Below are 26391 nucleotides of genomic sequence, written 5' to 3' on the forward strand. Positions count from 1 at the left end.
AATTGCACAACCATCAACGTGGCAGGTGATGAACCGACAGTGCCTGACAGATGCCCTTTCCTGCCGTTCCGCTCTCGGCATCCCTGGTCGCCTCCGAAGGAAAACTCTCCCGGTCCCATCTCGACGCGTGTGCCGTCCATGGCCTCCACGAACCAGCGGCCCGAAAGTGGGATGATCCATTGCGGCTTCGGGTTCTCATGCCAGACGCCGACCCAGCCTACAGGCTGAACCGTCACCATTGTTGTCATTCTGCCGCTTGTCTTGTCGCCTTGCCATTGCGGATCGGCCGGCGGTTGCATCGACCGCAACTGGAAACTTTCCATAAGGCATCGGGTAAGCCGGCTTAAGCCCTCCCTGTCGGTCCAGAGATGCCAATAAGGGACAGTCGGCATATGCGATGGGTCGGCACTCATGGATATTTCTCCGTGTTCAAACAATCGTGTCGAAACCAAAAGAACTGGCCAAGCATTAGGTTGTCATGTCCAATTGCCGCAGGGCACACTTACGTCTGACAAAAATGGCACCAGCACGTTGATTTGGCATCGTGCTTCCCACCCGATGTGAGAAACAATTCAAAATGTCTTTCTTAAAACCTTTAACGGGTCAAAAGGCACTCGTGACTGGCGCAAATTCCGGGATTGGGGAGGGTGTCGCAATCGCGCTCGGTGCGGCAGGAGCCGATGTGGTTGTCAACTATGTAACAAACGAGGACGCGGCAACGAAGGTTGTCGATAGGATCCGCGCTGGAGGGGCGAACGCGCTGGCGTTGCAAGCCGACGTTTCCAGCCAAAATGAAGTCGAAGCGATGTTTGCCAGAGCGATCGAAGAGTTCGGCACACTCGACATCCTGGTCGCGAATGCCGGCCTGCAACAAGACGCCCCCTTTACCGAGATGACTTTGGAAAAGTGGAACAAGGTTCTCGATGTCAATCTGACCGGCCAGTTCCTGTGCGCGCAGGCTGCGACACGGGAATTTCTTCGCCGTGGCGTAGTACCTTCCGTGTCGCGAGCCGCAGGCAAGATTGTCTGCATGAGCTCGGTGCATCAGGTCATTCCTTGGGCCGGTCATGCCAACTACGCCACGTCCAAAGGCGGTATCAAGCTGTTGATGGAAAGTATGGCGCAGGAACTCGCGCCCAAGGGTATCCGCGTCAATGCTATCGCGCCAGGCGCAATTCGCACGCCGATCAACACATTGGCCTGGAGCACACCCGAAGCCATGAAATCGCTGCTTACACTGGTCCCCTATGGTCGGATCGGTGAACCAGAAGATATCGCCAGGGCTGCTGTATGGCTCGCTTCCGACGACTCCGACTACGTGGTTGGCACCACCTTGTTCGTCGATGGCGGAATGACGCTGTATCCAGGGTTTGCGACGGGCGGCTGAACGAAAAAGGAAATACCGGTATGGCTGCGAACTTTTCGGGCGATCTAGGCGCGCGATCAACGCCCTTGCCCCATTTCTGGGAACACACAATCGGAAGCGGCCATGCCACGCTCGGCCTGCGCGCCGATTGGCAAGCGCAACTCAAACGCGCTCATGACGAGCTCGGCATGCGGCATGCGCGCTTTCACGGCATCCTGGACGATGACATGGGAACACTCATCGAGCAGGGTGGAGAATTCATCTATTCGTTTTTCAATGCCGATCAGGTCTTCGACTATTTGCTGTCGATAGGCATGAGGCCGTTCGTCGAGCTGAGTTTCATGCCGACTGCCCTGGCTTCGGGAGATGCGACGCAGTTTCATTACCGAGCCAACATCACACAGCCGCGTGATCCGGCACAATGGTCGGTCCTGATCCGCAAGCTCGTGGAGCATTGGGTCGAACGCTACGGTCTTGCCGAGGTTCGGCAATGGTTCTTCGAGGTCTGGAATGAGCCTAACCTCAAGGCTTTCGGGTCTGGCGACCAATCGGACTATTTCGAACTCTATCGATACACCGTCGAAGCCATCAAATCTGTTGACGGAAAGCTGAAAGTCGGCGGCCCCGCCACTGCGGCAAATGCATGGATTGAAGACTTCCTGGCATTCTGCAAATCAAACAAGCTGCCGGTCGACTTCATCAGCACGCACCACTACCCTACCGACGCATTCGGCAAACCAGGCGACGACACCGAGGCCCAGCTTGCCGCAAGCAAACGCAGCGTACTGCGTGACCAGGCACGTGACGTGCGCGAAAAAGCCGGCGGGCTTCCAGTCTATTACACGGAATGGTGCACCTCCTCGAACCCGCGCGATTTCATGCACGACGACCCCTACGCGGCTGCCTTCATCGTCAAGACAGTGCTCGAGGCCAACACGCTGGTCGAAGGCTATAGCTATTGGACGTTTTCCGACATTTTCGAGGAGAACTATTTCCCGTCACTTCCTTTCCAGGGCGGATTCGGACTGATGAACATACATGGCATCGCCAAGCCGTCTTACCGGGCCTACCATTTGCTCCATGGCTTGGGCACCGAGATGCTGCCTGTCGGAGGGTCGCATGAAACGGTCGATGCCTGGCTGGTCCGCGGCGAAAGAGGGGCAACGTTAATGCTGACGAACTTCGCTCTGCCCCGCCACGATATCGACAGCGAGAAGGTCTCCTTCACCATGACCTGCACACAGCCGATAACCAAGGCGACGATCCAGCGCATCGATGTCGACCACGCCAACGCGAAACGCCATTGGGAACAGATCGGCAAGCCAAAATACCCGAATGGCGAAAGCCTCGCCGCCCTTCACGAGACGTCGCAATTGAAGGAAGAGGAGATCGCGTTCACGATGGACGGCCATATGCTGAAGCTCGACCTCATCATGCCGCCCCAGGCGGTTGCCGCAATCCGCTTCCGTTTCTAGGCCCATGACCGATCTGGGCGATCTTGACGACGACGCGCTCGTGAAGCACCTGCAGCGGGAGGCGTTCGGCTATTTCAATGAGTTCTGGGATCCAGATACAGGCTTGGTCGCCGATACGTCTCGCGCGAGCTCGCCTTGTTCTATCGCGGTCGTAGGCTTCGCCCTTTCTTGTTATCCGATCGCCGTCAAAAACGGCTGGATGACGCGTACCGAGGCGGCCAGGCGCACGCTGCTGGCATTGCATTTCTTCAGGGAAAGCCGGCAGGGAGAAGAGCCGGAGGCTACAGGCTACAAAGGTTTCTATTATCATTTCCTTGACATGAAATCAGGGAAGCGGGTCTGGAACTGCGAGCTTTCGCTGGTCGACACCGCGTTGTTGATGGCTGGCGTATGCGTAGCCGGTACGTTCTTTGACAAACGCGACGAACAGGAAATACGCGATCTGTCGAGAGAGCTTTTCGACCGGGTCGACTGGCGATGGGCTCAGAATGGACGCGAGACGCTATCGCAGGGTTGGCGGCCCGATTGCGGTTTCCTGCACTATGGCTGGGAAGGCTACAACGAAGCGACGATCCTCTACGTGCTGGGGGCGGGATCGACCACCCATCCGCTGACAGACAAGAGCTTTTCGGGATGGACCTCGACGTATCAATGGGAACACCTGCTTGGCCAGGACGTGCTTTATTCGGGACCGCTTTTCACCCATCTGTTCTCGCATACGTGGATCGATTTCCGAGGTATACGCGACGCATTCATGCGGCAGACTGGCAGCGACTATTTCGAGAATACCAAGGCGACGATCCGCATCCACCGAGAGCATGCGGCTCGAAACCCTCGCGCCTATTCTGGCTATGATCGCGATTTCTGGGGTGTGACGGCGGGCGACGGGCCGGGCGACCAGGACATGCGCGAGGACGGACGCGACCGGCGCTACTTCGGTTACATGTCGCGCGGCGTACCTTACGGTCCGGATGACGGCACGATCTCGCCTTGGGCGATGCTTGCCTGCCTTTCCTTCGACCGTGAAGCAGCACTCTCCGGCACGCGGCACCTGATCAAGCGCTACCCCCAGGTGATCTCTGGCGACAGGTTCTCCAGCGGCTTCAATCCAACTTTGGTTGTCGATGGTGTCGGTTGGCTATCAAAGGGCTGGTACGGGCTTGATCAAGGTTTGCTGGTCATGGCCATTGAAAACGCACGCAGTGGGTTTGTCTGGGATATGATGCGCGACTGCGCGCCGATCGTCACTGGCCTCAAACGCTCGGGCTTTGCCGGCGGATGGCTTGCGTCATGAGGAGATCTGCGCGGCCGACGGAATGGGACAAAGAGAGCGAAGCGCTTTTCCTCGAACGCGTGCGTCCCCTGAACTGGAAAAACCCGAAACCGCGAGAAATATATGACCTCGTCGTCATCGGCGCTGGGCCGGCCGGACTGCAGGCTGTCGACGAAGCCCGTCGTATGGGTTTTAGCACAGCGCTGATCGAACTGAACCGGCTCGGCGGAAACTCGCTCAACGTCGGCACTATTGCCTCTAAATCTCTGATCCACTCCGGCCGCGTGGGCGCCACCCTGAGCGAGGCGGACGACATCTTGGGCGCCGACAGTGGACATGACGGGAAGATCGATTTCGCAATTGTCATGGCGCGTATGCATCGGGCGCGGGCGCGCGTCGCCGCGTATCATTCAGCCAGCCGGCTTGCACAAGCGGGCGTGGATATCTTCTTTGGGGCGGCCCGGTTCACCGGGCCTAACGAGGTAAGCGCGGGCGAAACTGCCCTCCAATTCCGCAAGGCTTTGATCGCCACCGGCGCGCGGCCCGGTGTTCTGGACATTCCCGGGCTTGAAAGTGTCGATTACCGTACGAGTTCGACCATCTTCGGATTGGTGGCGCTTCCAAGGCGGCTTGCGGTTATCGGCGGCGGCCCGCTCGGTTGCGAAATGGCACAAGCATTTAGCCGGCTTGGCTCGCAGGTTTCGATCATCGAGATCGATCCGAAATTCCTACCCGGTGAAGAGCGGGACGCGGCAGAACTTTTGTCGCGTGCCATGGCACGCGACGGAGTGGCCATCCGCCTAAACACGACGATCACGTCCGCGCGTATTGAGGCCGGCGTCAAAGTTCTTGATACGATCAACGCCGGCATGAAGGACAGCGTCGAAGCCGACGAGGTTCTGGTCAGCGTCGGCCGGGTTGCAAACGTCGAAATGCTTGGGCTGGATGTCGCTGGCGTCGAGATCGCAAGCACCGGGTGCGTGGCTGTCGACGAATGCTTCCGGACAAAAAATCCGGACATCTACGCCGCCGGCGATGTGTGTATGGACCTCAAGTTCACCAATGTAGCGCAAGCCACCGCACGCATCGCTGTGGCCAACGCGCTTTGGGGCAAGGCGGACAGCTGGACCAACCTTCTGGTTCCTTGGTGCACTTATTGTGACCCGGAGATCGCGCATATCGGCCTGCAGGTCTGGGACGCCAGGGGGCGAGGTCCATTCCAGTAAAGACCTTCGCCGTCATGATGGAGGATGTCGACCGCGCGATCGTCGATGAAGAGGATCTTGGCTTTATCAAAATCCATATACAGGATGGTACGGACCGCATAATCGGTGCCACTATTGTGGCCGAACGCGCCAGCGAACTGATCAATGAAATGTCTGTCATCATGCACGCGGGGATCGGTATGAAGGCACTCGCCGAAACCATACATACTTATCCGGCGCAATCCGAAGGCATCATGTTGGCGGCGCTGGAGTTTGTGCGCCAGAAATCAGCCGCTGGCTGACAAATTCGAGCACCTGGCCAAGCCCTTCAGGCTTATATCGATGATCCGTAGGTTCTGACTGAATTCGAAACGGACGAACTTTGAAACCGGAGAACATGACAAGACAAATTCTCGCTGCAAGGATTTCGCCGGTGAGTGTTAACACCGTTCGCGTCGCAGCGCTGGTTCGCGAGGCATACGCGGGCCTTCAACAATTTCGGGTGCGGAACCGGTTTCCCACATCCGAGCCTCAAACGAAATCGAAGCCAGCCCGAAGTCAGATTTCTCGGTCGGAGACGATCGGAACACCGCAGGCGGCTGCCTTCTTGGTTATCAGACCTTCAATGTCGGCATCTGAACGCTCGGTTCCAGTTTTGTCCCGGAGCATTTTTATTGCTGCTTTTATCGACAGAGGGCCGCCAGGGTGGTTGCCCAGCAATTTCTCAACCGATGCTGCCAAATTAATGCTCTGATTCGATGCCATGTCTTACCTCCTTCAGCTTCAACTCTGCCAGATCGGCTTGAATACGAGCTGTGACCATTCGGAAAGCTCCGCAGGTTCAAGATAATCTTTACATTTGGGTGTTCTTGGCAATTTAGTCAACGCAGCGCCAGCCGCTGGCTCGAGTCCATCTCGCCACTTCGGCCTATTTCCCCTGCGGCGACCCATTATTTGAGCCGCCGCACCGGAAAAGTCGAAGCTGTGATCAGCTCTTGGCGACAGGCAGCGCGACGAATCGGTTGCTGTCGTCGTGTGTGATCTGCATCAGCACCGCCTTGCGTCCGGATTTCACCGCCTCGGCCATCGCCTTGGCGACGTCTTCAGTACCGTTCACCTCCGCCGCGTTGACGGTCGTAATGACGTCGCCCGGCTGAATGCCGCGATCGGCCGCATCGCTGTCGGGGTCGACATTGGTGACGACAAGGCCCTTGCCGTTTTCCGATCTGGTGACGGTGAGGCCGAGACCCGCAAGCGTGTCGGGCTTGGCCGGTACCGCCGGCTGGTCTCCGGCCGAAGCCTGCTTGTCGGTCGACGGCAACTTGCCGAGATCGATCTTGATCGACTGGCTCTTACCGTCGCGCCATACAGTGACATCGACCGACTTGCCGGGCGCATAAGCGCCGATCAGGCGGGCGAGTTCCTTCGGCGACGCAACATCCTTGCCGTCGACCTGGATGATCACGTCACCAGCGGTGATGCCCGCCTTCTTGCCGGGGCCACCATCCTGATCGCTGGAAACCAGCGCACCCTTCTCGGACTTCAGCCCGAGCGATTCGGCGATGTCGGCGGTGACCGGCTGGATCTCGACACCGAGCCAGCCGCGCTCCACGGTGCCGCTCTTCATCAGACCCTGTACGACCTCCTTTGCCGTCGAGGCAGGAATGTCGAACGCAATGCCAACACTGCCGCCGGAAGGAGAGAAGATCGCAGTGTTGATACCAACGACCTGACCGTTGAGGTTGAAGGTCGGGCCACCCGAATTGCCGCGATTGACCGAAGCATCGATCTGGATGAAATCGTCATAAGGACCAGCGCCGATGTCACGGCCGCGTGCCGAAACGATGCCGGCGGTGACGGTGCCGCCAAGGCCGAACGGATTGCCGACGGCCACGACCCAGTCGCCGACGCGAACCTTGGAATCATCGGCGAAGTCGACATAGGTGAACTTGCCGACACCATCGACCTTGAGCACGGCCAGATCGGTGCGCGGGTCGGTGCCGACCAGCTTGGCGTCGAGCTCCTTGCCGTCATTCATGACAACGGTGAAGGCCGAGCCTTCCTCAACGACATGGTTGTTGGTGACGAGATAGCCGTCATCGGAGATGAAGAAGCCGGAGCCTTGCGCAACCGGGCGCGGCTGGTCGTTGTTGTGGTCGCGGCGGCCTAAGCGGCGGTGACCCTGGTCCTGGCCATTCTGGTCGCCAAAGCCACGGAATTCCTTGAAGAAGTGGCGCAGCTGCGGATTGTCGGGCAAGTTGTTGAAGCCGTCAGGGCTCTGCATCTGGTCGGAACCGTCATCGGAGGCCGGCTCGATCTTGGCCTTGACCTTGACGCTGACGACGGCTGGCGAAACGCGCTCGACGACATCGGCGAAGCCTGGAACCTGCGGCGCTTCAACACGCACGGCATCGGCCAGAACGGGGGCGGTTCCGGTGGCAAGGGCGCCGAAGCCGACGGCGCCGGCGATGGCCAGCGACCCAGCGGCGGCCAACAGACGCTTGCGGGTGGCGGAATAGGAATTGGGGGCAATATTCATGGGTCTCGTATCCTCTTTGCAAAGGGACGCGTTTTGAATGGCATCCTCGGGCAAGCAGAATTAGAGAGGCTCACATTACGGCGCTGTTTCCAACGCATGAAACTTTTGTAACGTCGAATGCGGCAACTCCGATGCCAACGTCGCCGATGTCCAGATTTTCCTGGATGAACGTGTGGTGCTAATTGGGTGGCGGATCGCTGGATGCCGTCCAACTTCTCCACACGCCGTCCTTAAGAAACTTGTCAGAGAAGGCAAGGAGCGCGCGCGAAACCAATTGCCGTCAGAACCATCATCGTGCAGGTCTTAGATTATGATCTGCGACCCGATCTCGACGACGCGGTCGGCCGGAATTCGAAAATACTCGGTTGCGTCGGAAGCCGTGCTCGCCAGAAAGATGAAAAGCCTGTCCTGCCACAGCGGCAGCCCGGAATCGGGCGATGCCTTGAGGGAGCGGCGCGAGACGAAGAACGATGTGGCCATAATGTCGAATTTCAAGCCCTGTTTACGACAAATGGCCAAGGCGCCGGGAATGTTCGGCTGCTCTATGAAGCCAAAAGTGACGATTATGCGCGTGAAGAGTTCATTGACCGGCTCGATGCTGATCCGGTCTTGATCGGCGACTCGCGGCACTTCGGCTGTCACAACTGTCATGATGATGTTTTGTTCGTGCAGAACCCTATAGTGCTTCAGGCTATGCATCATCGCCGCAGGTGCACTTTGCGGATCGCTGGTCAAGAAGATCGCTGTACCCGGCACAAGCGACGGCGGCTTCTCAGCCAGCTTTGTCGCTAGCAGTTCAAGCGATATTTCACTTTTGCGCGCTTTGTTGAAGAGGTATTTGGTGCCGGTGATCCAGGTCGACATGATCAATCCCATGACGCAAGCGACACCGACCGACACCCATCCGCCCTCAAGCACCTTGACGGCATTGGTGAGTAGAAAACCCGCATCAATAACGGCGAAGAACAAAATCAGCGGCAGCACGACCGCTAGCCCCCACCGCCAGCGACGACGCATGACAAACAGCAGAAGGATCGTTGTTACCAACATTTCGCCAGTGACCGAAATCCCGTAAGCGGAAGCCAGCGCGCTGGATTCTCGAAAGCCCACCACCAGCAACATCACGCCAATCGCGATCAGGAAATTCACGCGAGGAAGATAGATCTGCCCAGCCTGTGTCTCCGAGGTGTGTCTGATCGTGAAGCGTGGAAGCATATGCAATTGCACCGCCTGGCTTGTTAACGAGAACGCGCCCGAAATCACAGCTTGGCTGGCAATCACAGTGGCGGCGGTCGCCAATATTACACCCGGGATCAGGAACCATTCGGGCAGCATGTTAAAGAATGGATTGGATGCGTTACCGCCCATCGAGATCACGAAGGCGCCTTGCCCAAAATAATTCAGCAAAAGACAGGGAAACACGATGGCCAGCCAGGCCAATACGATAGGTCTTCGGCCAAAATGACCGAGATCTACATAAAGGGCCTCAGCTCCCGTGACCGCCAGGAACACGGACCCCATCGTCACAAAAGCGATCTCGGGTTGGGCCGTCAGATAATGGACCGCGTAATATGGATTGACCGCGAGCAATATTGACGGCGCATCGGCTATATGGGTCAGGCCAGATAGTCCAAGCACGAGAAACCAGATCGCGGTCACCGGGCCGAACACGTTTGCCACCTTGCCCGTGCCAAATCTTTGGGCGAACATCAACACTACCAAGATGGCCAACGTGATGGGGATCACAAGGGAGTCCAAGCCGGGCGTTATCACCTTCAGTCCCTCGACAGCGGACAGGACTGAGATTGCTGGTGTGATGATGGCGTCACCAAAAAACAGCGATGCTCCGCAAACGCCAAGCACCAAAATGAGTTTCGCGTGGGCCGTCCGCTTTCCTCTCGCAAGCGCCATCAGCGATAATGTTCCACCTTCGCCGTTGTTGTCCGCGCGGAGAACGAAGGTCACGTATTTGAGCGTCACCACGATCAGCAAAGCCCAGACGATGAGTGAAAGCAGCCCAAATACGTTCATGTCGGAAACTGAAGGACCAGCTCCTCCAGCTGACGCGTGGAGCGCTTCGCGAAAGGCGTAGATCGGGCTTGTTCCGATGTCCCCGAAAACTACTCCGAGGGCGGCAAGCACTAACTTCGGTGTCGACGCGCCTGCAATCCGGTGCGGTGCGTGGTCGGACGATACCCCATTGGTGGAAACGTTCATGCTGCCGGCGGCTTTCTAAAGCCGGGCCTAGCGTACTTCGAATACGAAAACCTCAGGTTTTCAGCGATAGGCTCTACGGAAAAAATCAATTTCAACACCCTAACCGAGTTGGGCAAGCCACTCGCACTCGGCCAATCAGATTCCAGTAGGTACCGGAGAGCTTCTTTGCAGACGCTGTCGCGGCAGTAGGATAACAAAAATTGCGCGAGAATCTCATGGTCGTTCCGGATAAGTAACGGCACGGTTCACTTGAACAGGCATCGCAATGACGTGCGGATCAGTGCGATCCATGATCTCAAAGACAGTGGTTGCGCTGACAGCGGCGCTTTGTGTCAGCCAATGCGTTCTGGAGTGAGTTGGTAGCTTATTACTCAGTCGGATCATCACAGGATCTTTGCTGTTTATAGCGCTAGCACGCGTACTGGAGAAAGCCGGCGAGGGCATGGGGTGGGCGTGTTTAGCCTGCATCGCAACTAATCGGGGGGTGGGGGGGCTCGCCGGAAGATGACTTCGCGATGCGGATATGGTATCTGAATTCCGTGCTCCTTGAATGTGTTCCATAGGGCCAACAGCACCTTGCCCCGAACATTCGTGAGCCCCTGCTGTGGATCGTGGATCCAGAAGCGCAGGACGAAGTCGAGCGAAGATTCTCCGAACGCAGTAAGCCAGCACACTGGTCGCCTGTCGGCTTCGACCCGGCCAACCGTGATTGCGGCTGCGATCGCAAGTTCGCTGACGAGATGCGGGTCGGCCTCGTAGGATACTCCGAAGTGCACGTCGAGACGGACCAGATTGTCGCTGAATGACCAGTTGACCACCTGCTGGGTGATGAAATCCTCGTTTGGAATGAGGTACTCACGACCATCCCTGGTTACCACCGAGACAAATCGCGCCCTCAGTTCCCGGATCCAACCGAAGGTGTCGCCAAGCGTTATCGTGTCTCCGGGTTTTATCGACTTGTCGAGCAGAATGATGACGCCCGAAATGAAATTCGAGACCACTTTTTGCAGACCGAAGCCAAGGCCGACGCCGATGGCCCCGGAAAATACCGTTAGTGCGGTGAGGTCGACACCCACCGCGGACAGCGCCATGCCGCCAGCCAAGATGACCAACCCGATCTTGAGCACCTTGCCGATCAAAACGCGGATCGACGGCGTCAGCTCTTCAGATTGCTGCAGCCGCTCATCGACATAGTTTCCGGTCACGACGGCGAGCCAAATCGTCGCGGTAAGCAGCAGCACCGCTTTGAAGAGGGTAAGCACGCTCAGTCGAACGTCACCGATCGGCATGGCAAGGCCGTCCAGAAAGATGGCCACCTCGTCATTGATGCCGAGAATAACAAGTGCCACGTATATCCAGGCAAACCAGCCGATCGCACGAGCGACGAGCCGATTGCGGATGATGCGGGAAAGCACTGACACAAATAGCCAGGCGAGCGACAGCGACAGGGCTATTCTGACCAAATGACTTCGGCTCGGCCAGGTCGTCGCTCGCAAAATCGTCAGCGCTACAAAGAGCAGGACGACAAAAAGAATCCAGTCCGTGCGCCGCATCAGGGCGACAACCACGCGCAAAAGGCCCGGATGTCCCCTGATCTTGCGCGCTCGCTGCTCTAAGCCAAGTTCCACCCGACTTGCCGCTAGCCTGGCAAAGGTGAAAAGCGCCAGGATGATCGCGAGTTGATACAGCGACCAAAGTTGCGCGAGTTCAGCAAGCTGGACCTGGAGCCAAGCCAGAATTTCGAAACCCAACCCTATGATGTCCATACCCCAGTTTAGACGGGATCGCCCAGCCGGCAAGCATTGAGGAATGGTTTCTGAGTCGAGGCCGCAACATCAGTAAGGCAAGACGCGTGTCATCAGGCGGCGCTTGGAGGGTGCGCGGTCGCTTCACCGATTCGCTGTTTGACGATTGAGTCCTGCCGGAATGCTGGAGAGGCGTGGCTTTCCGTGCAGGCCGGCAACGTCGTCACCATGCGCACGTTTGCCTGGCGCCCGGAGTTCCCCGGTTGGCCGCAAGCACAACGGAGGCCATTCTAGGGCCCGGACCCATAAAGGTGTTGGCATCGCTTGTGGTTTGTGATTCACGGATTCTGAAAGGGAGACGTGATGAATCGGGACCATTTCTGGCTGACAGAAGAGCAGTTTCGCCGCATTGAACCTCATTTGCCGACCGACACGCGCGGCAAGGAACGGGTCGACGACCGGCGCGTGATCAGCGGCATTGTTCATGTGCTGAAGTCTGGCGGGCGCTGGGTCGATGCGCCGCCGGACTACGGGCCGCGCAAAACGCTCTACAATCGGTATGTCCGCTGGGCCGCCAAAGGCGTGTGGAGCGATCTCTTTCACGCGCTTGCCAGTGCCGGCGGTCCGCCCGAGCAGGTTCTGATAGACTCTTCCGCCGTGAAGGCGCATCGCTCAGCTTCGGGCGGTAAAGGGGGGAGCAAAATCAGGCCATCGGGCGCTCGCGGGGCGGCCGCACGACCAAAATCCATGCCCTGACCGACCGCTATTGTCGCCCGATTGCCTTCATGCTCACCGGCGGCCAGGTCGCTGATTGCACGGCGGGAGGCGAGCTTCTGAAACATCTGCCGGACACCCGCATCCTACATGCCGACAAGGGTTATGATTCCGATGCGATCCGCCGCCAGATCGAGGCCCGCGGCACGATGCCGAACATTCCACCAAAGGCCAACCGGCGCTGGAAAAACTGCTTCTCGCCCGTACTCTACCGCGACCGAAATGCCATCGAACGCATGTTCTGCCGCCTCAAGGACTTCCGCAGGATCGCTACACGATACGACCGCCTTGCCGTCAACTTCCTCGCCGCAATCTGCATCGCAGCGACCGTCAGCTATTGGTTATGAGTCCGGACCCTAGGACGCGCGCTTCACGGCAGGGCGACAATGTGCTCCCATTCGTCGCGAGATTGACCACCGATCAGATATATTGATCACGGTTCGACCAAGCAAATCTTGCAGGCCGCTAATACCAGAGCCAGATGACGCCATTTATAAAGACGACCGCAATGACTCTCGTAGTAAAAGGACCGCTCATGGAGCACCGAGCGGTCCCTCGAATAAGGCGCTTGTTTTACTGCACGATCAGGCGCTGGTTGTCACGCTTATCCGCCCACGTGCTTTTGTCGTAAGCCGGCTGAGCCTTGAGCTGGTCCTTGGTAAAATTGGTGTAAAGATAATGCTTGCCATTTTTGTCGGCCATGAACGAGAGCTTATCCATGCCGATGGCCACTTCCTTTTCACCCATCCCAAGGAATCCACCGACATTGATGATCAAGGCGTCAACCTTGCCATCCTTAGTCAGGACTACGTCTCCAATCTCACCGACATCCGCGTCGTTCGCGCCATAAACAGTGGTGCCGACGAGCTCCTGGGTCCGAATGTTGCCTGGGTCGACAGGGGTCATCGACGCTTTGTCGGTCGCCGCCATTGCCGTGGTCGCTGCCGGGGCGGTGGTGTTGTCAGCAGCCGGGGCAGCCGCCATGCCGGTGGTATCGGCGGGGGCGGTGGTAGCGGCGCTGGCAGGCACCATATCATAGGCCTTGCGGTCGAAACTGGCCTGCGCCTTGAGATCGTCCGCCGTGCCATTGATGACCAGCCAGCGATCACCATTCTTCTCAGCCCATTTCACCGAGTTGTAGGGGACCGCGACGTCCTTTTCCCCCATCCCGAGGAAGCCGCCAACGCTGACGACAATTGAATCAACGGCGCCGTTGTCGCCGATCAGGAGGTCGTCAACCGAGCCGACATTATCAGCATTGTCAGCTGTGCCGTTGTAAACCTTTTTGCCGATAATGTTGGATGCCAGATGTCCCGAGGTGGCCTGAACCTGTCCGGCCGAAGCCGGCTGGGCAGCATAGGCGCCACTGGAGATCGAAACAAACGCCACCAGCGCGGTGGATGCTAAAAGAGTGCGGATCATAAGTGATCTCCTGATTCTAATCGGGCCTCGTGGGCCGTTGCGGGGTACTGTTAGTCAACTTCGCGGACCCGATCCGGTTCCTTGTAATCGCCAATAGAGCTGATCACTTCTTCTGGTCGACGCTCGACCTGAGATTGCTGTTTTGATGGCTGCCGTGCTCCAGCGAATAGGCGCGGGTGAACTCGGCGCCGAGCAGGAAGATCAGGGAAGAATAATAGACCCATAAGAGAACGATGATCAGGGCACTGGCCGCCCCGAAAGATGAGCCGACAGCGCTGCTGCCGATATACCAACCAATCAGGCTCTTGCCTGCCGTGAACAGCGCGGCGGTGACGAGAGCACCGACCCAGACGTCGCGCCATTCCAAATCCCGGTCAGGCAGGACTTTGTAGATTGCTGCGAAGAGCAGGGCGATCAGCCCATAAGAAATCAGCTCGTTTATCACTGCAATGATCTGCGCGCCGAACGGTAGCACCTGGTTGATACCTGCGCTCAACGCCGTGATCGCCGCGCTTGCCGCAAGAGAAACCATCAACAGGAAGCCTAATGCAATCACAAGGCCAAGGCTCGCGGTGCGCGCCCGGACGAGGCGCGAGACCGAGCTTCCCTGAGGTTTGGTCTTCCAAATGATGTTCAGGGAAGACTGCATCTCCCCAAATACCCCGGACGCCGTCAGGAGCAGCATGAACAGCCCAACGATCGTGGCTATGATGCCCGAAGACGGGTTCGATGCGCTTTTGAGAGCACTTTGCAGCACCTCGGCACTTTGCCGCCCCATCAATCCCGTCAGTTGGTCTGCGACCGCGTTCATTGAGGCATCGTGTCCAAATGCCAAACCGGCAACGGCCACGATCAGCAGCAATATAGGACCGAGCGACGTGACCGCGAAGAACGCCATGGCAGCCGCATGGCTGAGAGCATTGTCGTCGATAAATCCCGATACGCTCTCCCTGATCAACCGCCAGGCTTCGTTCAGCATGTGCATTGCCTGAAGCCTCTGCAAGTTGTGCGGCGAGCGTGTCTTCTCTTAAGCGTCGGTACCGGGCAACTTATCCGAGACGTCCTGGAGCTTTTCGCGGACGGCTTTTTCGGTTTTTGAAGCCGCGGCCTTCGCCACTTGCGTGACCTTGTCGACGATATCTCCGCCGTCCCCACCGAGGCCCTGCTTGTCGGCTTCGTCCTTGACGGTTTGATAGGCTTGCGCAGCCACGTCCTTGGCGCCTTCGACGCCTTGCTCGAAGAGCTGGTTCGCCTGATCGCGCAGCTTTTCACTGGTCGGGCCGACCTGCTGGTCCTCGAAGTCGGTATGCGGGAGGAGAGCACCGACCGCGGTTCCGAATGCCAAACCGAGAGCAGCCAGTATCAACGGCTCTTGACGCAGCAGGTCGGCAGCGGCTCCAGCGGCCTTGATGGCCGGATCAGATGCTGCGTTGCTAACGCTTTTTGCCTTTTCAGAAAGCTGATGCGCTGCGTCTGATGCTGTCGACGTAATACCTTCGGTGGCATCGCTGACAATCGATCCGACTTTTGTCGCAGCGTCGGCAAGAGTACCGGCCAGCCCTCCAGAGGTGTCGGCTCCACCGCGCAGTCGTTCTGAATAGTTGAAAGCGTCGCGGGTATCCGGGGCTAATGGCGCCCGCGCTGCTGGAACTTCGCTGACGGAGGGGGCGGCCTTTTGGCCAGCCATCAACCAGGCCAGTCCAATGCCGACAAGTGCCACCGGCAAGGGATTTCCCTGGACTTGGCCTTTAAGGGTGGTCAGCAAGGATCCGCTGTCTCCGGTGAACATGCCGGAGAATTCATCAATCAACTGGCCGGGCGTCATTTTGTTTCGGATCGAATCAGCGGTCTCGGAGACTTTCGCGCGGGCCAACTCCGCATCATGCTCGAGTTCGGCCGAGGTTTTTTCTGTCATTTGACTTGATCCTTGATCATGCCGGCATCGCGCTTAAGCTGGCCGGTTGTACGGTCGGGAGTGAGTTCTGAAGCTTTCATGCTCGCGCTGCCATTGCGGACGAGAATTACGCCCAGAACCGCCACGATGACGCCGACCAGCAGCGAAGACCAACCGGCCCCCAAGCCAGCTTTTGCCAACGCGATCACCAAAGCCTGCAGCAAAACCAGAAGCGCCGCCAAAAGGCAGATTGCGCCACCGAGAACCTCGATCGCCCCGGCGCCGGCCTGGGCGGCCTTCTCGTACAATTCCGTACGCAGCAATCGCCCCTCTGTCTGGAGCAGGGTAGTCACCTGCTGGGATAGGTCACTGATGAGCGTCATCAGGCTCCGGTCGTCGCTCCCCGGGGTCATTGATCCGGCTCCTGCGCGGAGTTCGCCGATTTCCGGCCCATTGACTCGGGATCGAATGATGTACTGTCTCGTCTATCGTGCTCCGAAAATCCTGTTGGCGAAGAACTCTTTATGAAACGTCCCAACGCAAGGCCGGCCACCACAGACCCGCCGACCAGGACGCCGGGGTTTTGCGCGCCAAAAGCCCTTATTTCGCTCAAAACATCGCTGAAAGGTTTGTCTTTCAGCGATGCAGCCATGCGCTCCAATCCGCCCGCTGCATCAAGGGCGAACCGGGACGCGCCTCGCTGGTCGCTGTTGGCGAGATGTTGGCTCGCCGCGCGAACGGCGCCACCAAATGCTGCAATAGCGCTGCTAAGATCATTCTGCACGGCCTCCGCCTTATCAGCCAGAGCCTCCTGGCCTTCCGAAGTGACATCGCCTACTTTGTCAGAAAGACCCTGCTTTGCCTCGGCAAGTGCAGCCGTCACTTTTTTGCCGGCAACGTCCACGATGTCGGAAACGCTGTGATCTGGAGCAGATGAATTCATATTCTCTGTCCGTTTGCCTGGTGTGTCCTGCATGTCATTCTCCCACGGTCGTGGCCGCACTCAGTGCAGGCCTAGGAACGAAAGAATCGCAAGCACGACGACAACCAGTCCGACCAGATAAATTACGCTGTTCATGGTGCATGTTCCTCCAGCACCAGGAACTTGCCGGTGCCCAAGACGTTCCATGTCAAATTCGCTATTTTCAGGTGTTGCGTAATCACCGGCCAGGAAGGATTTGATGCTACGTTTGCCTCATTCAATTTCTGCGTCTCCGGAGCAATGCTGACCAAGCCCATCCAGGCTACGCTCCTTATCATCGCGCAGTTCCACCCCCCGAGGACAAGCTACGCGACTATCGCTGCGCGGAGCTCTTGTGCAATAGCGAACTGAGGCTGATCATCTCGCGCTACGCCGTGGGCTCGCAGCACCTCGCCTTATCCTTAGGAAAGGCTGCGACGATCATAGGAGGGCTATTCGAACAATTTGATCGGTCTCGGTCGTTACCCCCGCACCAAAGCTAGGGGATAGTAACTGTCTAGTCGTTGGCGGGCTTGCGGCTGGATTTGCGCACCGATTTTTGTTGTCGATTGCCGCCAGCTTTCTTGGCGTTCGCGCACAGCGTTCGGAAAGCTTCTACCTCAGCTTCGGTCAGATGCTCGATACCGATGAAATCATTTTCGCCTTGTCCCGACAGGATAATTTCATCAAGTTTGGCCTGGATCGCGGCACCGTCGCGGTTCTGCGTGTTCTGGATCAGGAACACCATCAGGAACGTGATGATCGTGGTGCTGGTGTTGATCACCAGCTGCCAGGTTTCTGAATACCCAAAGAACGGGCCAGACACCGCCCAAATAACCACCAACGCAACGCAAAGAGCAAATGCCCAAGGCCGACCTGTCGCACGCGCCACTGCACCGGCAAGGGTGTTGAACGTCTTTTCCATGATGATGCTGTCCGTTAACGAACCCTGGCGTTCGTCTGCCGGGCCCGACAGAACAGAATCTCAGGGTAATTTCTGTCCGTGTTAGGCTGCTTCGGCCGCGAGGTTGACCGCCGATTCAGCGAGTACCGTCAACGCTGCGTCAGTCTCTTCCTCTTCACTGAGCGTCATTTGCAGCAGGTTCGCCGCTTCGGTCATCCCAAGCTCCGTGGCCCAGGTCCGCAAAGTACCATAGCGGGAGATTTCATAATGCTCCACGGCCTGTGCGGCGGCCAGAAGGCCCGCGTCGAGGGCAGGGGCGCCCTTATAGTCCTTCATGATCTCGGCGCCTTCCTCGGTGATGCCCATGATGGCGGCGCACGTCTTGCCGACGGGCTTCTTGTCGGTCAGCGCGAACACCTCCTCGAGCCGCGCAACGTGTTCTTCTGTTTGAGCACGATGCTTTTCAAAGGCGGCTTTCAGATCGGAGCTCTGGGCGGCTTTGACCATTTTCGGCAAGGTCGCCAGGATCTTTTTTTCCGCAAAATAGATGTCTTTTAAAGTATCGTGAAACAGCTCCTGGAGGCCTTTCGTCTTGGATTGGGCAGCCATGTTCTTTCCCTTCTGATTGGAGACGTCGCGTATTCGGCATGCGCTTTGCGAGCCGATACGCGGTCGTGACGTGAATGTGCGCGGGGCGTCGCGCCGCCCCTCCATTCAATTTTCCGCAGCTCGATTTGTTCCAGGTTGATATGCGGCTGTCTCAGATTGCGGTATCAATATCGGTGGAGACCGGTCGATGACTTGTCGAGCGGCGCCAGGACAGTCCTGTCGAACCGTATTTCGAACCGTATTCAAGCAAGACCTTCCCACCTCGACACCCTGCTTGATGAACTTCGAGCCGAAGCCTGTGTTGGTGGGAGTGGACACGGCGGGGCCGTCATGGTCGATCTGCGAGAGTCCCAAAAAGTCAGGGGTGCCACAGACTTGCCCCAATACGCTTATGCATCCACCAGCTGTCGGACGCGCCCCGTACTTCACGTCATTATTGGCGAGTTCGTGCAGCGCGGGCCCACATCTTGCGGCAGACACCAAATTCATGCCCGATGGGGGAACTTCCATGCTCTCTCCGACTTTTGAGTAGCAACCAGGAGGAATGATCATGGCGAATCTCGGAAGACTGGCAGTCGGGTTGCTCGGTATTCTGGCGTACCAAAACCGGGAGAAACTAGGAGAGCTGATCCGCGGCGCAGGGAAGGGGAGCGACCCGAACAAGCCACAAGGGGGTTTCCTCGATATGCGACCTCGCTAGCGTGACGGCCCATTTGGACGGGCGAAATTCGACGGCCCTAACCAAATCCTATGTCGGAAGCGCAAATCACTCGACCAGCATGTGCGCTTCCCGCGCGGCGTCGATGAACGCATCTCTCGCGACGTCAGCTGAAACACTGCCGTTCAAGGCCTGCTGGCATGCCCGTTTCGCGGATCGGTGCTTGTCGCTTTCTCCGCTCCGCCAATGATCGTTGAGCAGGTCAAAGGCTTGCCGAGCGTTGTTAAGGTTTCGAATGTCGCCGCTTATGCCGGTGGCAACAGATATTGGCTTGGAAAACCACGCATCATACATGGGGTGGGCCGCCTCGAACTGGATGAACTCCCACAACGCGCCTCGTCGGGTGAAGTTTCATCGACAGGCATCACCCTTGCGTGAACCCAAGCTGTGGGAATTCAGCGGCGCGTTTGAGAGCGGGCGCGCCGGAAAAGGCAGTAAGTAGGCGTTGCCTGGAACAACGGAGCGAATTCACCCATTTCCTTGCGACTCTGATCGCGGAATATCTCCTTTTTCGGAAGACGACGCAGTTTGTTACTCGATAGAAGTTGAGGGCAAGATCGCTGTCGAGGGGATATTCCCGCCATGACTGTCTGTTGCCTTCCAGATGCAAAGGGCGCACGCTAGGTGGCGCACTTACCGTCGGGACCGAACCCCTGTAGCCCAGTTGGCCGCGCAGCGCGGAACTTCGGCCTTAGTCGCCAATGCATGCAATCGCGGATCGCGAACCGAGTGCATAGGAAAGGAGCCACCCATGTCCCCAGCACCGAATCAAGAAAGCGTCACCAAAAGTCTATATGCGGTCTCGCCTGCTCAGAATCATTCAAAGATAATCAAGTTCACGAGTGAGGCGGCCAAGGGTGAGCCTGCTGAGGTAGACACCTCGGTGGAAATCTTCTGCGACAATGGCAGGTGGTATTGCCAGGTTTGTCGAGGAGGTGTGAAGACGCGACCGATGGGTCCGTATACAAAACACCAGGCCGAACAGATCCAGGATGCCCGCAGGATGTTGATCGCGAAAATGGGGTCCGCTAGGCTGAAGTTCGAGGCGATACGGAAAGGTTAGGGCCGCTGACTTTTCACACGTCGCTGCAAGCAAGCCAAAGCCCAGCCGGACTTAATGTTGATTGAAGACCTCTTTGTCCGCAACAAAATGTGGTCAGACGAACGTAAAGCCGAAAGGTCCGACTACTTTCAACGTCTTTCGAATTTGCAAAATCCTGAATATCTGTGGATCGGCTGCTCTGATAGTCGCGTACCAGCCAATGTGATTGCCGGGTTGGAACCCGGCGAGGTTTTTGTGCATCGCAACGTCGCCAATCTCATTCATCCCACCGATCTGAATATGCTCTCCGTGGTCGAATATGCTGTAAATCAACTCGGCGTGCAGCACATCATCGTTTGCGGGCACTATGGCTGCGCTGCAGCCAATCAAAGATGTTGCCGAGGCCGCATTCGAATCCCGAAAGTGTGGTATCGGGAGCGACAAGGATCTTGGCCGGCTCTGCGAATGCTCAGTCGCTTCCCAAGTGAAACGTCTTGCGCGCACGCCGATCCTGCATGCGGCATGGAGGTCAAATAAGAACGTATCAATCCATGGTTGGATATATGGATTGAAGGACGGTTTGCCCTATGACTTGAACTGTACCATAGCCAGCAACCAGGATATCTGGATTCGCTGAGCTAGGGCACGTACCCGTTCGTGGCCACGATCTTAGCAGGCAGACAGCGCGAAATTTCAAACCAGCGGCAACCTGACGCCTGCTTGGCTTCTCCCCAGCTCTCCGTCCTGACGCTCCTCTCCTTGCCGGCAACCACGACAAGGTACTGCCCGTCCGTCGGCGCCCCTGTAGGTCGTCGGCGTCGCCTGGCCGCCCGCAGGCAACCGTCGCGCCAGATTTCAGCGGCGGTCTTCAGGTCATAGCCGCGGATATAATAGTCGAGTGTGCCATTGAGAAAGGCCACGATCGGACCGCCGATACCGGGCACCCCCATTTCGAATGGCAGAAGGATCGGCGACAGGTCGCGCACGGTGCCGTTGACATGCTTGTAGACGACCTTGCCGGTGGTCAGGTCGACGCAGGCGACGTAGCCCCAGGGCGGCGACTGGCATGGCATGCCGAGCGGAGACAGAAAGGCGCCCATTTTTCTGACCGAATTAACGCAACATCGTCCGGAAGATCGGATCATTTCACTCGACAAGAATGCGAGCCTCCCGCGCAGCTTCGACGAAAGCATCTCTTGCGACGTCGGCTGAAATCCCACCGTTCATGGCTTGGCGACAGGCCCGCAGCGCAGCCCGATGTTTGGCGCTTCCTCCATCTCGCCAGTGAGCGGTAAGAAGCTCGACAGCTTGTTCAGCGTTGGACAGGTTTCGAATGCCGCCGGTGATGCCGATGGAAACTGGAACTGGCTTAGAAAACCACGCGTTGTACATAGCATAGCCTCGCTCATCTGAAGTAACTTAGATTACTTCGGAGATACATGACCGTCCTTCCGCGCAAGCACGCTTCTGAGCATGGGTTCGATCCGTGAAAGCTCGTCGAGATGCGCGGCTGACAGATCGGCGAGACAGTCGTCGGCGCGTTCGGTCGGACGCAAGAGAACGCGGCGGTGGTCGTCCTTGTCCTGATCCCTTGTTACAAGCCCTGCTTCGCAAAGACGGTTGACGAGTTCCACGGCGCTGTGGTGGCGGATGCGCAGACGTTCCGCCAGATCGCCGATCGTCACCGGTCCGCCGCCCGGAAAGCCTTTGATCGCCAGCAGCGCCTGATGCTGGCGCGTGGTCAGGCCTGCGTCTTCCGCCTGGATCTGGCTGAATTCGAGGAAGCGGCGGATCAGATAGCGAAACTCGGAGAGCCGTTGGTAGTCGGTTTGCCCGATTGTTGAACGGCGCCTGTATGGATCCGGTGTGTCTGACATCGATGCCTTTCCGGTAAGAGTCAAAAAACGCGCTTGAATATTTACATCGTGTTACGATACAGAGCAAGTCGACAAAGCCGGCGGGCACCTTCGCCAGCGCCTCATTTCCGAGATACCGCACGCCGCCAGGAAGCAAAGCCCACCATGAAGCCCCATCGCGCCAATCCCGACCATCTCCGTGATTTCACGACCGATGCCAGAGTGCTCACCATAGCCACCATTGCCGTTGTGGTTGGGACTGCAGCCGTATTCGCGGGCATCGCCCTATTGAAACTGATCCGGCTCGCCACCAACATCGCCTATTTTGGCCAGTTCACGCTTGCCAATCTCAAGCTCCAGGATACGCCGCTTGGCTACGCTGCGGTGATCGTTCCGGTGATCGGCGCGCTGATCATCGGCATTATGGCGCGCTTCGGCAGCGAGAAGATCCGGGGCCATGGCATTCCTGAAGCCATCGAGGCGATCCTGCTCGGGCGGTCGCGGCTTGATGCCAAGGTGGCAATCCTGAAGCCGCTATCGTCCGCAATCTCGATTGGCACCGGCGGACCCTTCGGCGCCGAGGGCCCGATCATCATGACCGGCGGCGCCATCGGCTCGCTGATCGCGCAGATGCTGCCGGTGAGCGACAATGAGCGCAAGACGCTGCTGGTGGCGGGCGCGGCAGCCGGCATGACCACCGTGTTCGGAACGCCGATCGCCGCCATCATGCTGGCGGTCGAGCTGCTGCTTTTCGAATGGACGCCGCGCAGCTTCATTCCGGTGGCGGTTGCGGCCATCATTGCCGAAGTCGAACGCACCATGCTGCATTTGCCTGGGCCGATCTTTCCGTTTCAGGGCGGCATGGAGGTCTCCTTTGTCGGCCTTGGCGGCTGGGTTTTGGTCGGTATTGCCGCCGGCCTTCTGTCAGGATTGCTCACGCAGATGGTCTATGCCTGCGAGGATGGTTTTCAGAAGCTGCCTATTCATTGGATGTGGTGGCCGATGCTCGGCGGCCTGGTGGTCGGCCTAGGCGGTTTGATCGAGCCGCAGGCGCTCGGCGTCGGCTATGACAACATCGCGAACATGCTGGATGGCCGCACTATCGCCACTGCCGCGCTCATGCTCCTGGTGGTGAAAGCCGTCATCTGGTCGGTGGCGCTGGGGTCGGGGACATCGGGTGGTGTGCTGGCGCCGCTGCTGATCATGGGTGGGGCCATGGGGGCGGTCCTTGCGGGATTTCTCCCCGCCGCCGACCCGGGATTTTGGGCGCTGCTGGCGATGGCCGCGACCATGGGAGGGACGATGCGCGCGCCGCTCACCGCCACCTTCTTCGCGGTCGAGCTGACCGGCAACACTCACGTCCTGCTGCCACTGATCGCAGCCTGCGCGACAGCGCACGCAGTCACCGTGCTGTTGATGAAGCGGTCGATCTTGACCGAAAAGATTGCCAGAAGGGGGCATCACCTGGTCCGCGAGTATCGTGTCGATCCGTTCGCCTTGACCAGGGTGCGCGAAGTGATGACGAATAAGGTCGAGAGCGTGCCGGCGACGATGACGCTGCATGGCGCCGCGGCGTTCCTGACCGCGCCCGAGACGCGGCATCCTAGTTTTCCCGTGGTGAATGCGCAGGGGCATGTGATCGGCCTCATCGACCCGCCGGCGATCTTGCGCTGGCGGCGCGCCGGCAAGCATCGCACCACGGCGCTCGGCGAACTGCTGGCTGGGAGCAAGGTCACGCTGGCCTATCCCGACGAATATCTCGAAGGCCTGTCCGACAAGCTGCTGACCGCCAATGTGTCTCACCTGCCGGTCGTTGCGCGTGAAGACGCCCAGCTGGTCGGTTATGTCGGCTGGAAGGACCTGATGCGTGTCCGGTCCCGGAAACAGGCCGAGGAACGGGATCGCTCGACCTTGCTGGGCTTCGGTCGCCGCCGCAGGAATGGGGATGGCGTCGCCGAATGATGGCGTGTGCATCAAAAACTCAGTTCAGACAAACATCATAACGACGACCGCGCCGATGACGATCAGGACAAGGCCGCCGATCAGCATCGGCAGCAGGCTGTTGTCCGAGTCGATACCAGACTCAAACTGCTTTGTTATCGGCTTATCGCTTTTCTTTGGTTCAGGCATAGCTCGTCTCCGTGCGAGAAAAATCGGAATGCGTCCGGTAAGGGGCAACGCCTGCGTAGGTGACTGTGACGGCCGTCTGCCCTGTCCTCAAATTGATCCGGCGACGAGATGGTGCCGCTCTTGATCCTGCGCGACGAAACATTTTGTCTCTGATCGTAAAGAGGCGTCGACCTTTACCCACCGCCTCGCGCCGCGCCGGAAGCTTGGGGTGGTGACGGCCTGCCGAGGAAATGTTGAGGCATCAGTGCGACATCGGCCAACGTGTAACGATCGAGGATGCTCTGGAAGGAGGCTATCGCTTCGCCAAACATGTTTGAAAGCTTGCAGGAGCCGGTGAGCACACATTGGTTTCCGGTGGCAAAGCACTCCACAACCGCGAAATCCGGCTCGGTCAGCCGTATGACATCGCCGATCCGAATCATCTCAGGCCGGAGCCCCAGAACAAGGCCGCCGGAACGGCCGCGGACCGCCTTCAGGTAGCCGCCGCGCGTCAGTGTATTGGCGACTTTGTTGAGGTGTGTCTTCGACACCTTAAAGGTGCGGGCAGTCTCCTCGATCGTGATCAGGCGATCGCCAGCGGAGGCCGCGTACATCAGCATCCTCAAAGCATAGTCCGAGAAGTTGGTCAGCCTCACGGGCGGTTCCTCTCTTGGATTAGCGGGCTGTTATGGGAACCACTCACAAACCAATTCGGCATCACAGGTCTTTCTCGGCAATCGGTTCGATGCCTATCGTGGTCTCTCCGCGACTGAAGGCGACCGCGAGACGAAAGCTGTGAGCGATGCGCAGCGCGCGATCCATGAACAGCGCCGCAACCTCGGGCGCACAGATGCGATGCACCGTGGCGCGAAACAACTTCAACCAACGCCGGAAATGCACCTCGCCGAGGCCGGCTATCGCGAGATGTGGTGGCAGAGGCCGCCCTTCATATCGGGCCGTTCGCAGCAGCGTCGCGGACCAGAAGTCACACATCTTTGCCAAATGACGCGGCCACTCGTCGGGCTGTATTCTCTGGTGGAAGATGGGGCCGAGAAGTTCATCGCAGCGAATTTCATCATAAAAGCCGTGAACCACACCATGGATCATGGTCTCGTCAAGCACATCCGGCAACGGGACGCCGTCGACGATGATCGTTCTCTTGCTGCGACTATTCCCGCTCATAATGCGCGTTCCCATTTCCGCAAGGCCAAGGCGGCTTTTGGCATCGTCGTCAGGCACAATCCATCCTGCCGACGGTACGGGTTCCTTAAGAGTGCTGTCCGACTGTCGATACGAATGGATTGCCTCGTCCGCAGCACCTCCGAAAGTGCGCATCCTTGCAGCCGCGTTTTGGGATGAGGATCGATGGCTTGCATTCTCATGGTGCCTTGGCTCGGGCTCGAGTAAGCATCTCAATTAAAACATACATTGTCAATCTATGTTTTAGGAAAGACGATCGTGAAACCAAACCAAAGAAAATTCATCCAATCATCGATGGCGCATTCAGTTGAGGAAAAACAATGAAGTTCTTTGTCGATACAGCCGATATTTCTGAAATTCGCGAGCTTGCCGCGGCTGGCGTTGTCGATGGGGTGACCACAAACCCATCCCTTATTGCAAAGACTGGTCGACCGATCAGGGATGTGATCAAGGAGATTTGCCAGACAGTCGAGGGCCCGGTCTCAGCGGAAGTCACGGCGATCCAGTTCGATGGCATGATAGCCGAGGGAGAGCGTTTGGCCAGCATTGCCGCCAATGTGGCGGTCAAGATGCCGTCGACCTGGGATGGATTCAGAGCTTGCCGGGCGCTCAGTCAACTCGGGCACAAGGTCAACGTCACACTGTGCTTTTCAGCCAACCAGGCACTGCTCGCAGCCAAGGCAGGCGCGACCTTCATTTCGCCGTTCGTCGGCAGGCTCGACGATCTCGGGCTGGATGGCATGGAAGTGATCCGAGAAATCCGCACGATCTACGACAACGACAAATCCTTCAAGACGCAAATCCTCGCGTCTTCAATGCGCACCCCTCTCCATGTCAAACAGGCTGCGATCGCAGGCGCCGATATCGCGACCGTGCCACCGGCGGTGCTCAGGAACCTCGCCAAACACCCACTCACCGACAGGGGCCTCGAGTCCTTTCTCTCCGACTGGAATAAGACGGGGCAAGCGATCCTGTAATTGCCCGCCGTGGAATCGCTGAGGAAGCCATCAAAAAATTGTACTCAATTACCGATTAAATTCGTTTGCATGATACCGGGGATGGCCGGAAACTGGAGTGTGAAA

Annotated in this window: 26 protein-coding genes and 2 pseudogenes; 9 read left to right on the forward strand and 19 right to left on the reverse strand. The window is 58.1% G+C overall.

Features of this window, described 5'->3' with window-relative positions; genetic code table 11:
* The first annotated feature begins 577 nt into the window (after positions 1-577).
* The 5 genes from GA829_RS32410 (at position 578) to GA829_RS32430 (ending at position 5621) form a co-directional block, all read left to right on the forward strand.
* Complete coding sequence (locus GA829_RS32410) at positions 578-1387, forward strand: SDR family oxidoreductase (protein WP_195179932.1); 810 nt, start codon at positions 578-580, stop codon at positions 1385-1387.
* Between the two features lie 20 nt (positions 1388-1407).
* Positions 1408-2841: a GH39 family glycosyl hydrolase gene (locus GA829_RS32415; RefSeq protein ID WP_195179933.1), complete on the forward strand. Its 1434-nt coding sequence runs from the start codon at positions 1408-1410 to the stop codon at positions 2839-2841.
* A 199-nt stretch (positions 2842-3040) separates the two neighbouring features.
* Entirely contained in the window at positions 3041-4135 is a 1095-nt protein-coding gene (locus GA829_RS32420) for a glucoamylase family protein (RefSeq protein ID WP_308462353.1), read from the forward strand.
* On the forward strand, positions 4132-5340 hold the full coding sequence (locus tag GA829_RS32425; RefSeq protein ID WP_195179935.1) for an FAD-dependent oxidoreductase: 1209 nt from the start codon (positions 4132-4134) through the stop codon (positions 5338-5340). The genes GA829_RS32420 and GA829_RS32425 overlap by 4 nt, the downstream gene beginning before the upstream one ends.
* Before the next feature lie 14 nt (positions 5341-5354).
* The gene (locus GA829_RS32430; protein ID WP_258052388.1) at positions 5355-5621 is read left to right on the forward strand and encodes a hypothetical protein; all 267 of its coding nucleotides are present in this window, start codon (positions 5355-5357) and stop codon (positions 5619-5621) included.
* A 256-nt stretch (positions 5622-5877) separates the two neighbouring features.
* On the opposite strand, the gene GA829_RS32435 is transcribed toward GA829_RS32430, so the two are convergent.
* The 4 genes from GA829_RS32435 to GA829_RS32450 all read right to left on the reverse strand — a co-directional run bounded on the left by GA829_RS32435 (position 5878) and on the right by GA829_RS32450 (position 11841).
* A complete protein-coding gene (locus tag GA829_RS32435) occupies positions 5878-6084 on the reverse strand; it encodes a hypothetical protein (RefSeq protein ID WP_195179936.1) in 207 nt (68 codons plus the stop codon).
* A 223-nt stretch (positions 6085-6307) separates the two neighbouring features.
* Entirely contained in the window at positions 6308-7858 is a 1551-nt protein-coding gene (locus tag GA829_RS32440; RefSeq protein ID WP_195179937.1) for a Do family serine endopeptidase, read from the reverse strand.
* A gap of 303 nt (positions 7859-8161) precedes the next feature.
* A complete protein-coding gene (locus GA829_RS32445) occupies positions 8162-10075 on the reverse strand; it encodes a potassium transporter Kup (RefSeq protein WP_195179938.1) in 1914 nt (637 codons plus the stop codon).
* Between the two features lie 473 nt (positions 10076-10548).
* The gene (locus GA829_RS32450; protein WP_195179939.1) at positions 10549-11841 is read right to left on the reverse strand and encodes a mechanosensitive ion channel family protein; all 1293 of its coding nucleotides are present in this window, start codon (positions 11839-11841) and stop codon (positions 10549-10551) included.
* A 342-nt stretch (positions 11842-12183) separates the two neighbouring features.
* Here GA829_RS32450 and GA829_RS32455 point away from each other — a divergent pair.
* Positions 12184-12941, forward strand: a protein-coding gene (locus tag GA829_RS32455) for an IS5 family transposase (protein ID WP_195179940.1) whose coding sequence is annotated in 2 segments (ribosomal slippage) — positions 12184-12523 and positions 12523-12941 — 759 coding nt in all. Because the reading frame shifts where the segments join, the coding sequence is not laid out codon by codon here.
* A 226-nt stretch (positions 12942-13167) separates the two neighbouring features.
* Here the strand turns inward: GA829_RS32455 and GA829_RS32460 are convergent.
* From GA829_RS32460 to GA829_RS32500, 9 genes are all read right to left on the reverse strand, one after another.
* The gene (locus GA829_RS32460; protein ID WP_195179941.1) at positions 13168-14016 is read right to left on the reverse strand and encodes a PRC-barrel domain-containing protein; all 849 of its coding nucleotides are present in this window, start codon (positions 14014-14016) and stop codon (positions 13168-13170) included.
* A gap of 103 nt (positions 14017-14119) precedes the next feature.
* Entirely contained in the window at positions 14120-14995 is an 876-nt protein-coding gene (locus GA829_RS32465) for a YihY/virulence factor BrkB family protein (protein ID WP_195179942.1), read from the reverse strand.
* A 48-nt stretch (positions 14996-15043) separates the two neighbouring features.
* On the reverse strand, positions 15044-15931 hold the full coding sequence (locus GA829_RS32470; protein WP_195179943.1) for a hypothetical protein: 888 nt from the start codon (positions 15929-15931) through the stop codon (positions 15044-15046).
* A complete protein-coding gene (locus GA829_RS32475; RefSeq protein ID WP_195179944.1) occupies positions 15928-16323 on the reverse strand; it encodes a phage holin family protein in 396 nt (131 codons plus the stop codon). Before GA829_RS32475 ends, GA829_RS32470 begins: the two co-directional genes overlap by 4 nt.
* Positions 16320-16886, reverse strand: coding sequence for a hypothetical protein (locus GA829_RS32480; protein WP_195179945.1), 567 nt, complete (start codon positions 16884-16886; stop codon positions 16320-16322). The genes GA829_RS32475 and GA829_RS32480 overlap by 4 nt, the downstream gene beginning before the upstream one ends.
* A 98-nt stretch (positions 16887-16984) precedes the next feature.
* Positions 16985-17149, reverse strand: coding sequence for a hypothetical protein (locus GA829_RS32485; RefSeq protein ID WP_195179946.1), 165 nt, complete (start codon positions 17147-17149; stop codon positions 16985-16987).
* Positions 17150-17388: 239 nt separating this feature from the next.
* Positions 17389-17796, reverse strand: coding sequence for a low affinity iron permease family protein (locus GA829_RS32490; RefSeq protein ID WP_195179947.1), 408 nt, complete (start codon positions 17794-17796; stop codon positions 17389-17391).
* A gap of 81 nt (positions 17797-17877) precedes the next feature.
* Positions 17878-18384: a YciE/YciF ferroxidase family protein gene (locus tag GA829_RS32495; protein WP_195179948.1), complete on the reverse strand. Its 507-nt coding sequence runs from the start codon at positions 18382-18384 to the stop codon at positions 17878-17880.
* Positions 18385-19150: 766 nt separating this feature from the next.
* Positions 19151-19432: a DUF982 domain-containing protein gene (locus GA829_RS32500; protein ID WP_258052389.1), complete on the reverse strand. Its 282-nt coding sequence runs from the start codon at positions 19430-19432 to the stop codon at positions 19151-19153.
* Positions 19433-20219: 787 nt separating this feature from the next.
* Here GA829_RS32500 and GA829_RS32505 point away from each other — a divergent pair.
* A pseudogene (locus GA829_RS32505) lies at positions 20220-20781 on the forward strand (carbonic anhydrase).
* Between the two features lies 1 nt (position 20782).
* Here the strand turns inward: GA829_RS32505 and GA829_RS32510 are convergent.
* From GA829_RS32510 to GA829_RS32520, 3 genes and pseudogenes are all read right to left on the reverse strand, one after another.
* Positions 20783-21247 (reverse strand): annotated as a pseudogene (locus GA829_RS32510) (hypothetical protein); the annotation flags it as partial.
* Positions 21248-21290: 43 nt separating this feature from the next.
* A complete protein-coding gene (locus GA829_RS32515) occupies positions 21291-21536 on the reverse strand; it encodes a DUF982 domain-containing protein (protein WP_195179949.1) in 246 nt (81 codons plus the stop codon).
* Between the two features lie 32 nt (positions 21537-21568).
* Positions 21569-22021 (reverse strand): MarR family winged helix-turn-helix transcriptional regulator, encoded by a 453-nt coding sequence (locus GA829_RS32520; RefSeq protein WP_195179950.1) that lies wholly within the window; start codon positions 22019-22021, stop codon positions 21569-21571.
* A gap of 144 nt (positions 22022-22165) precedes the next feature.
* Here GA829_RS32520 and GA829_RS32525 point away from each other — a divergent pair, with 144 nt between their 5' ends.
* A complete protein-coding gene (locus tag GA829_RS32525) occupies positions 22166-23962 on the forward strand; it encodes a chloride channel protein (RefSeq protein WP_195179951.1) in 1797 nt (598 codons plus the stop codon).
* A gap of 24 nt (positions 23963-23986) precedes the next feature.
* Here GA829_RS32525 and GA829_RS32530 read toward each other — a convergent pair whose 3' ends face one another.
* From GA829_RS32530 to GA829_RS32540, 3 genes are all read right to left on the reverse strand, one after another.
* Positions 23987-24130, reverse strand: a complete 144-nt coding sequence (locus GA829_RS32530; protein ID WP_195179952.1) for a hypothetical protein — start codon at positions 24128-24130, stop codon at positions 23987-23989.
* A 173-nt stretch (positions 24131-24303) separates the two neighbouring features.
* Entirely contained in the window at positions 24304-24765 is a 462-nt protein-coding gene (locus GA829_RS32535; RefSeq protein WP_195179953.1) for an RrF2 family transcriptional regulator, read from the reverse strand.
* Positions 24766-24826: 61 nt separating this feature from the next.
* Positions 24827-25348 (reverse strand): group III truncated hemoglobin, encoded by a 522-nt coding sequence (locus GA829_RS32540; protein WP_308462354.1) that lies wholly within the window; start codon positions 25346-25348, stop codon positions 24827-24829.
* Between the two features lie 281 nt (positions 25349-25629).
* Here GA829_RS32540 and fsa point away from each other — a divergent pair, with 281 nt between their 5' ends.
* Positions 25630-26286, forward strand: a complete 657-nt coding sequence (gene fsa / locus GA829_RS32545) for a fructose-6-phosphate aldolase (protein WP_195179954.1) — start codon at positions 25630-25632, stop codon at positions 26284-26286.
* The last annotated feature ends 105 nt before the right edge of the window (positions 26287-26391 follow it).

Origin of the sequence: Mesorhizobium sp. INR15 (assembly GCF_015500075.1) — a bacterium.
In the GTDB taxonomy this organism is placed as follows: Bacteria; Pseudomonadota; Alphaproteobacteria; order Rhizobiales; family Rhizobiaceae; genus Mesorhizobium.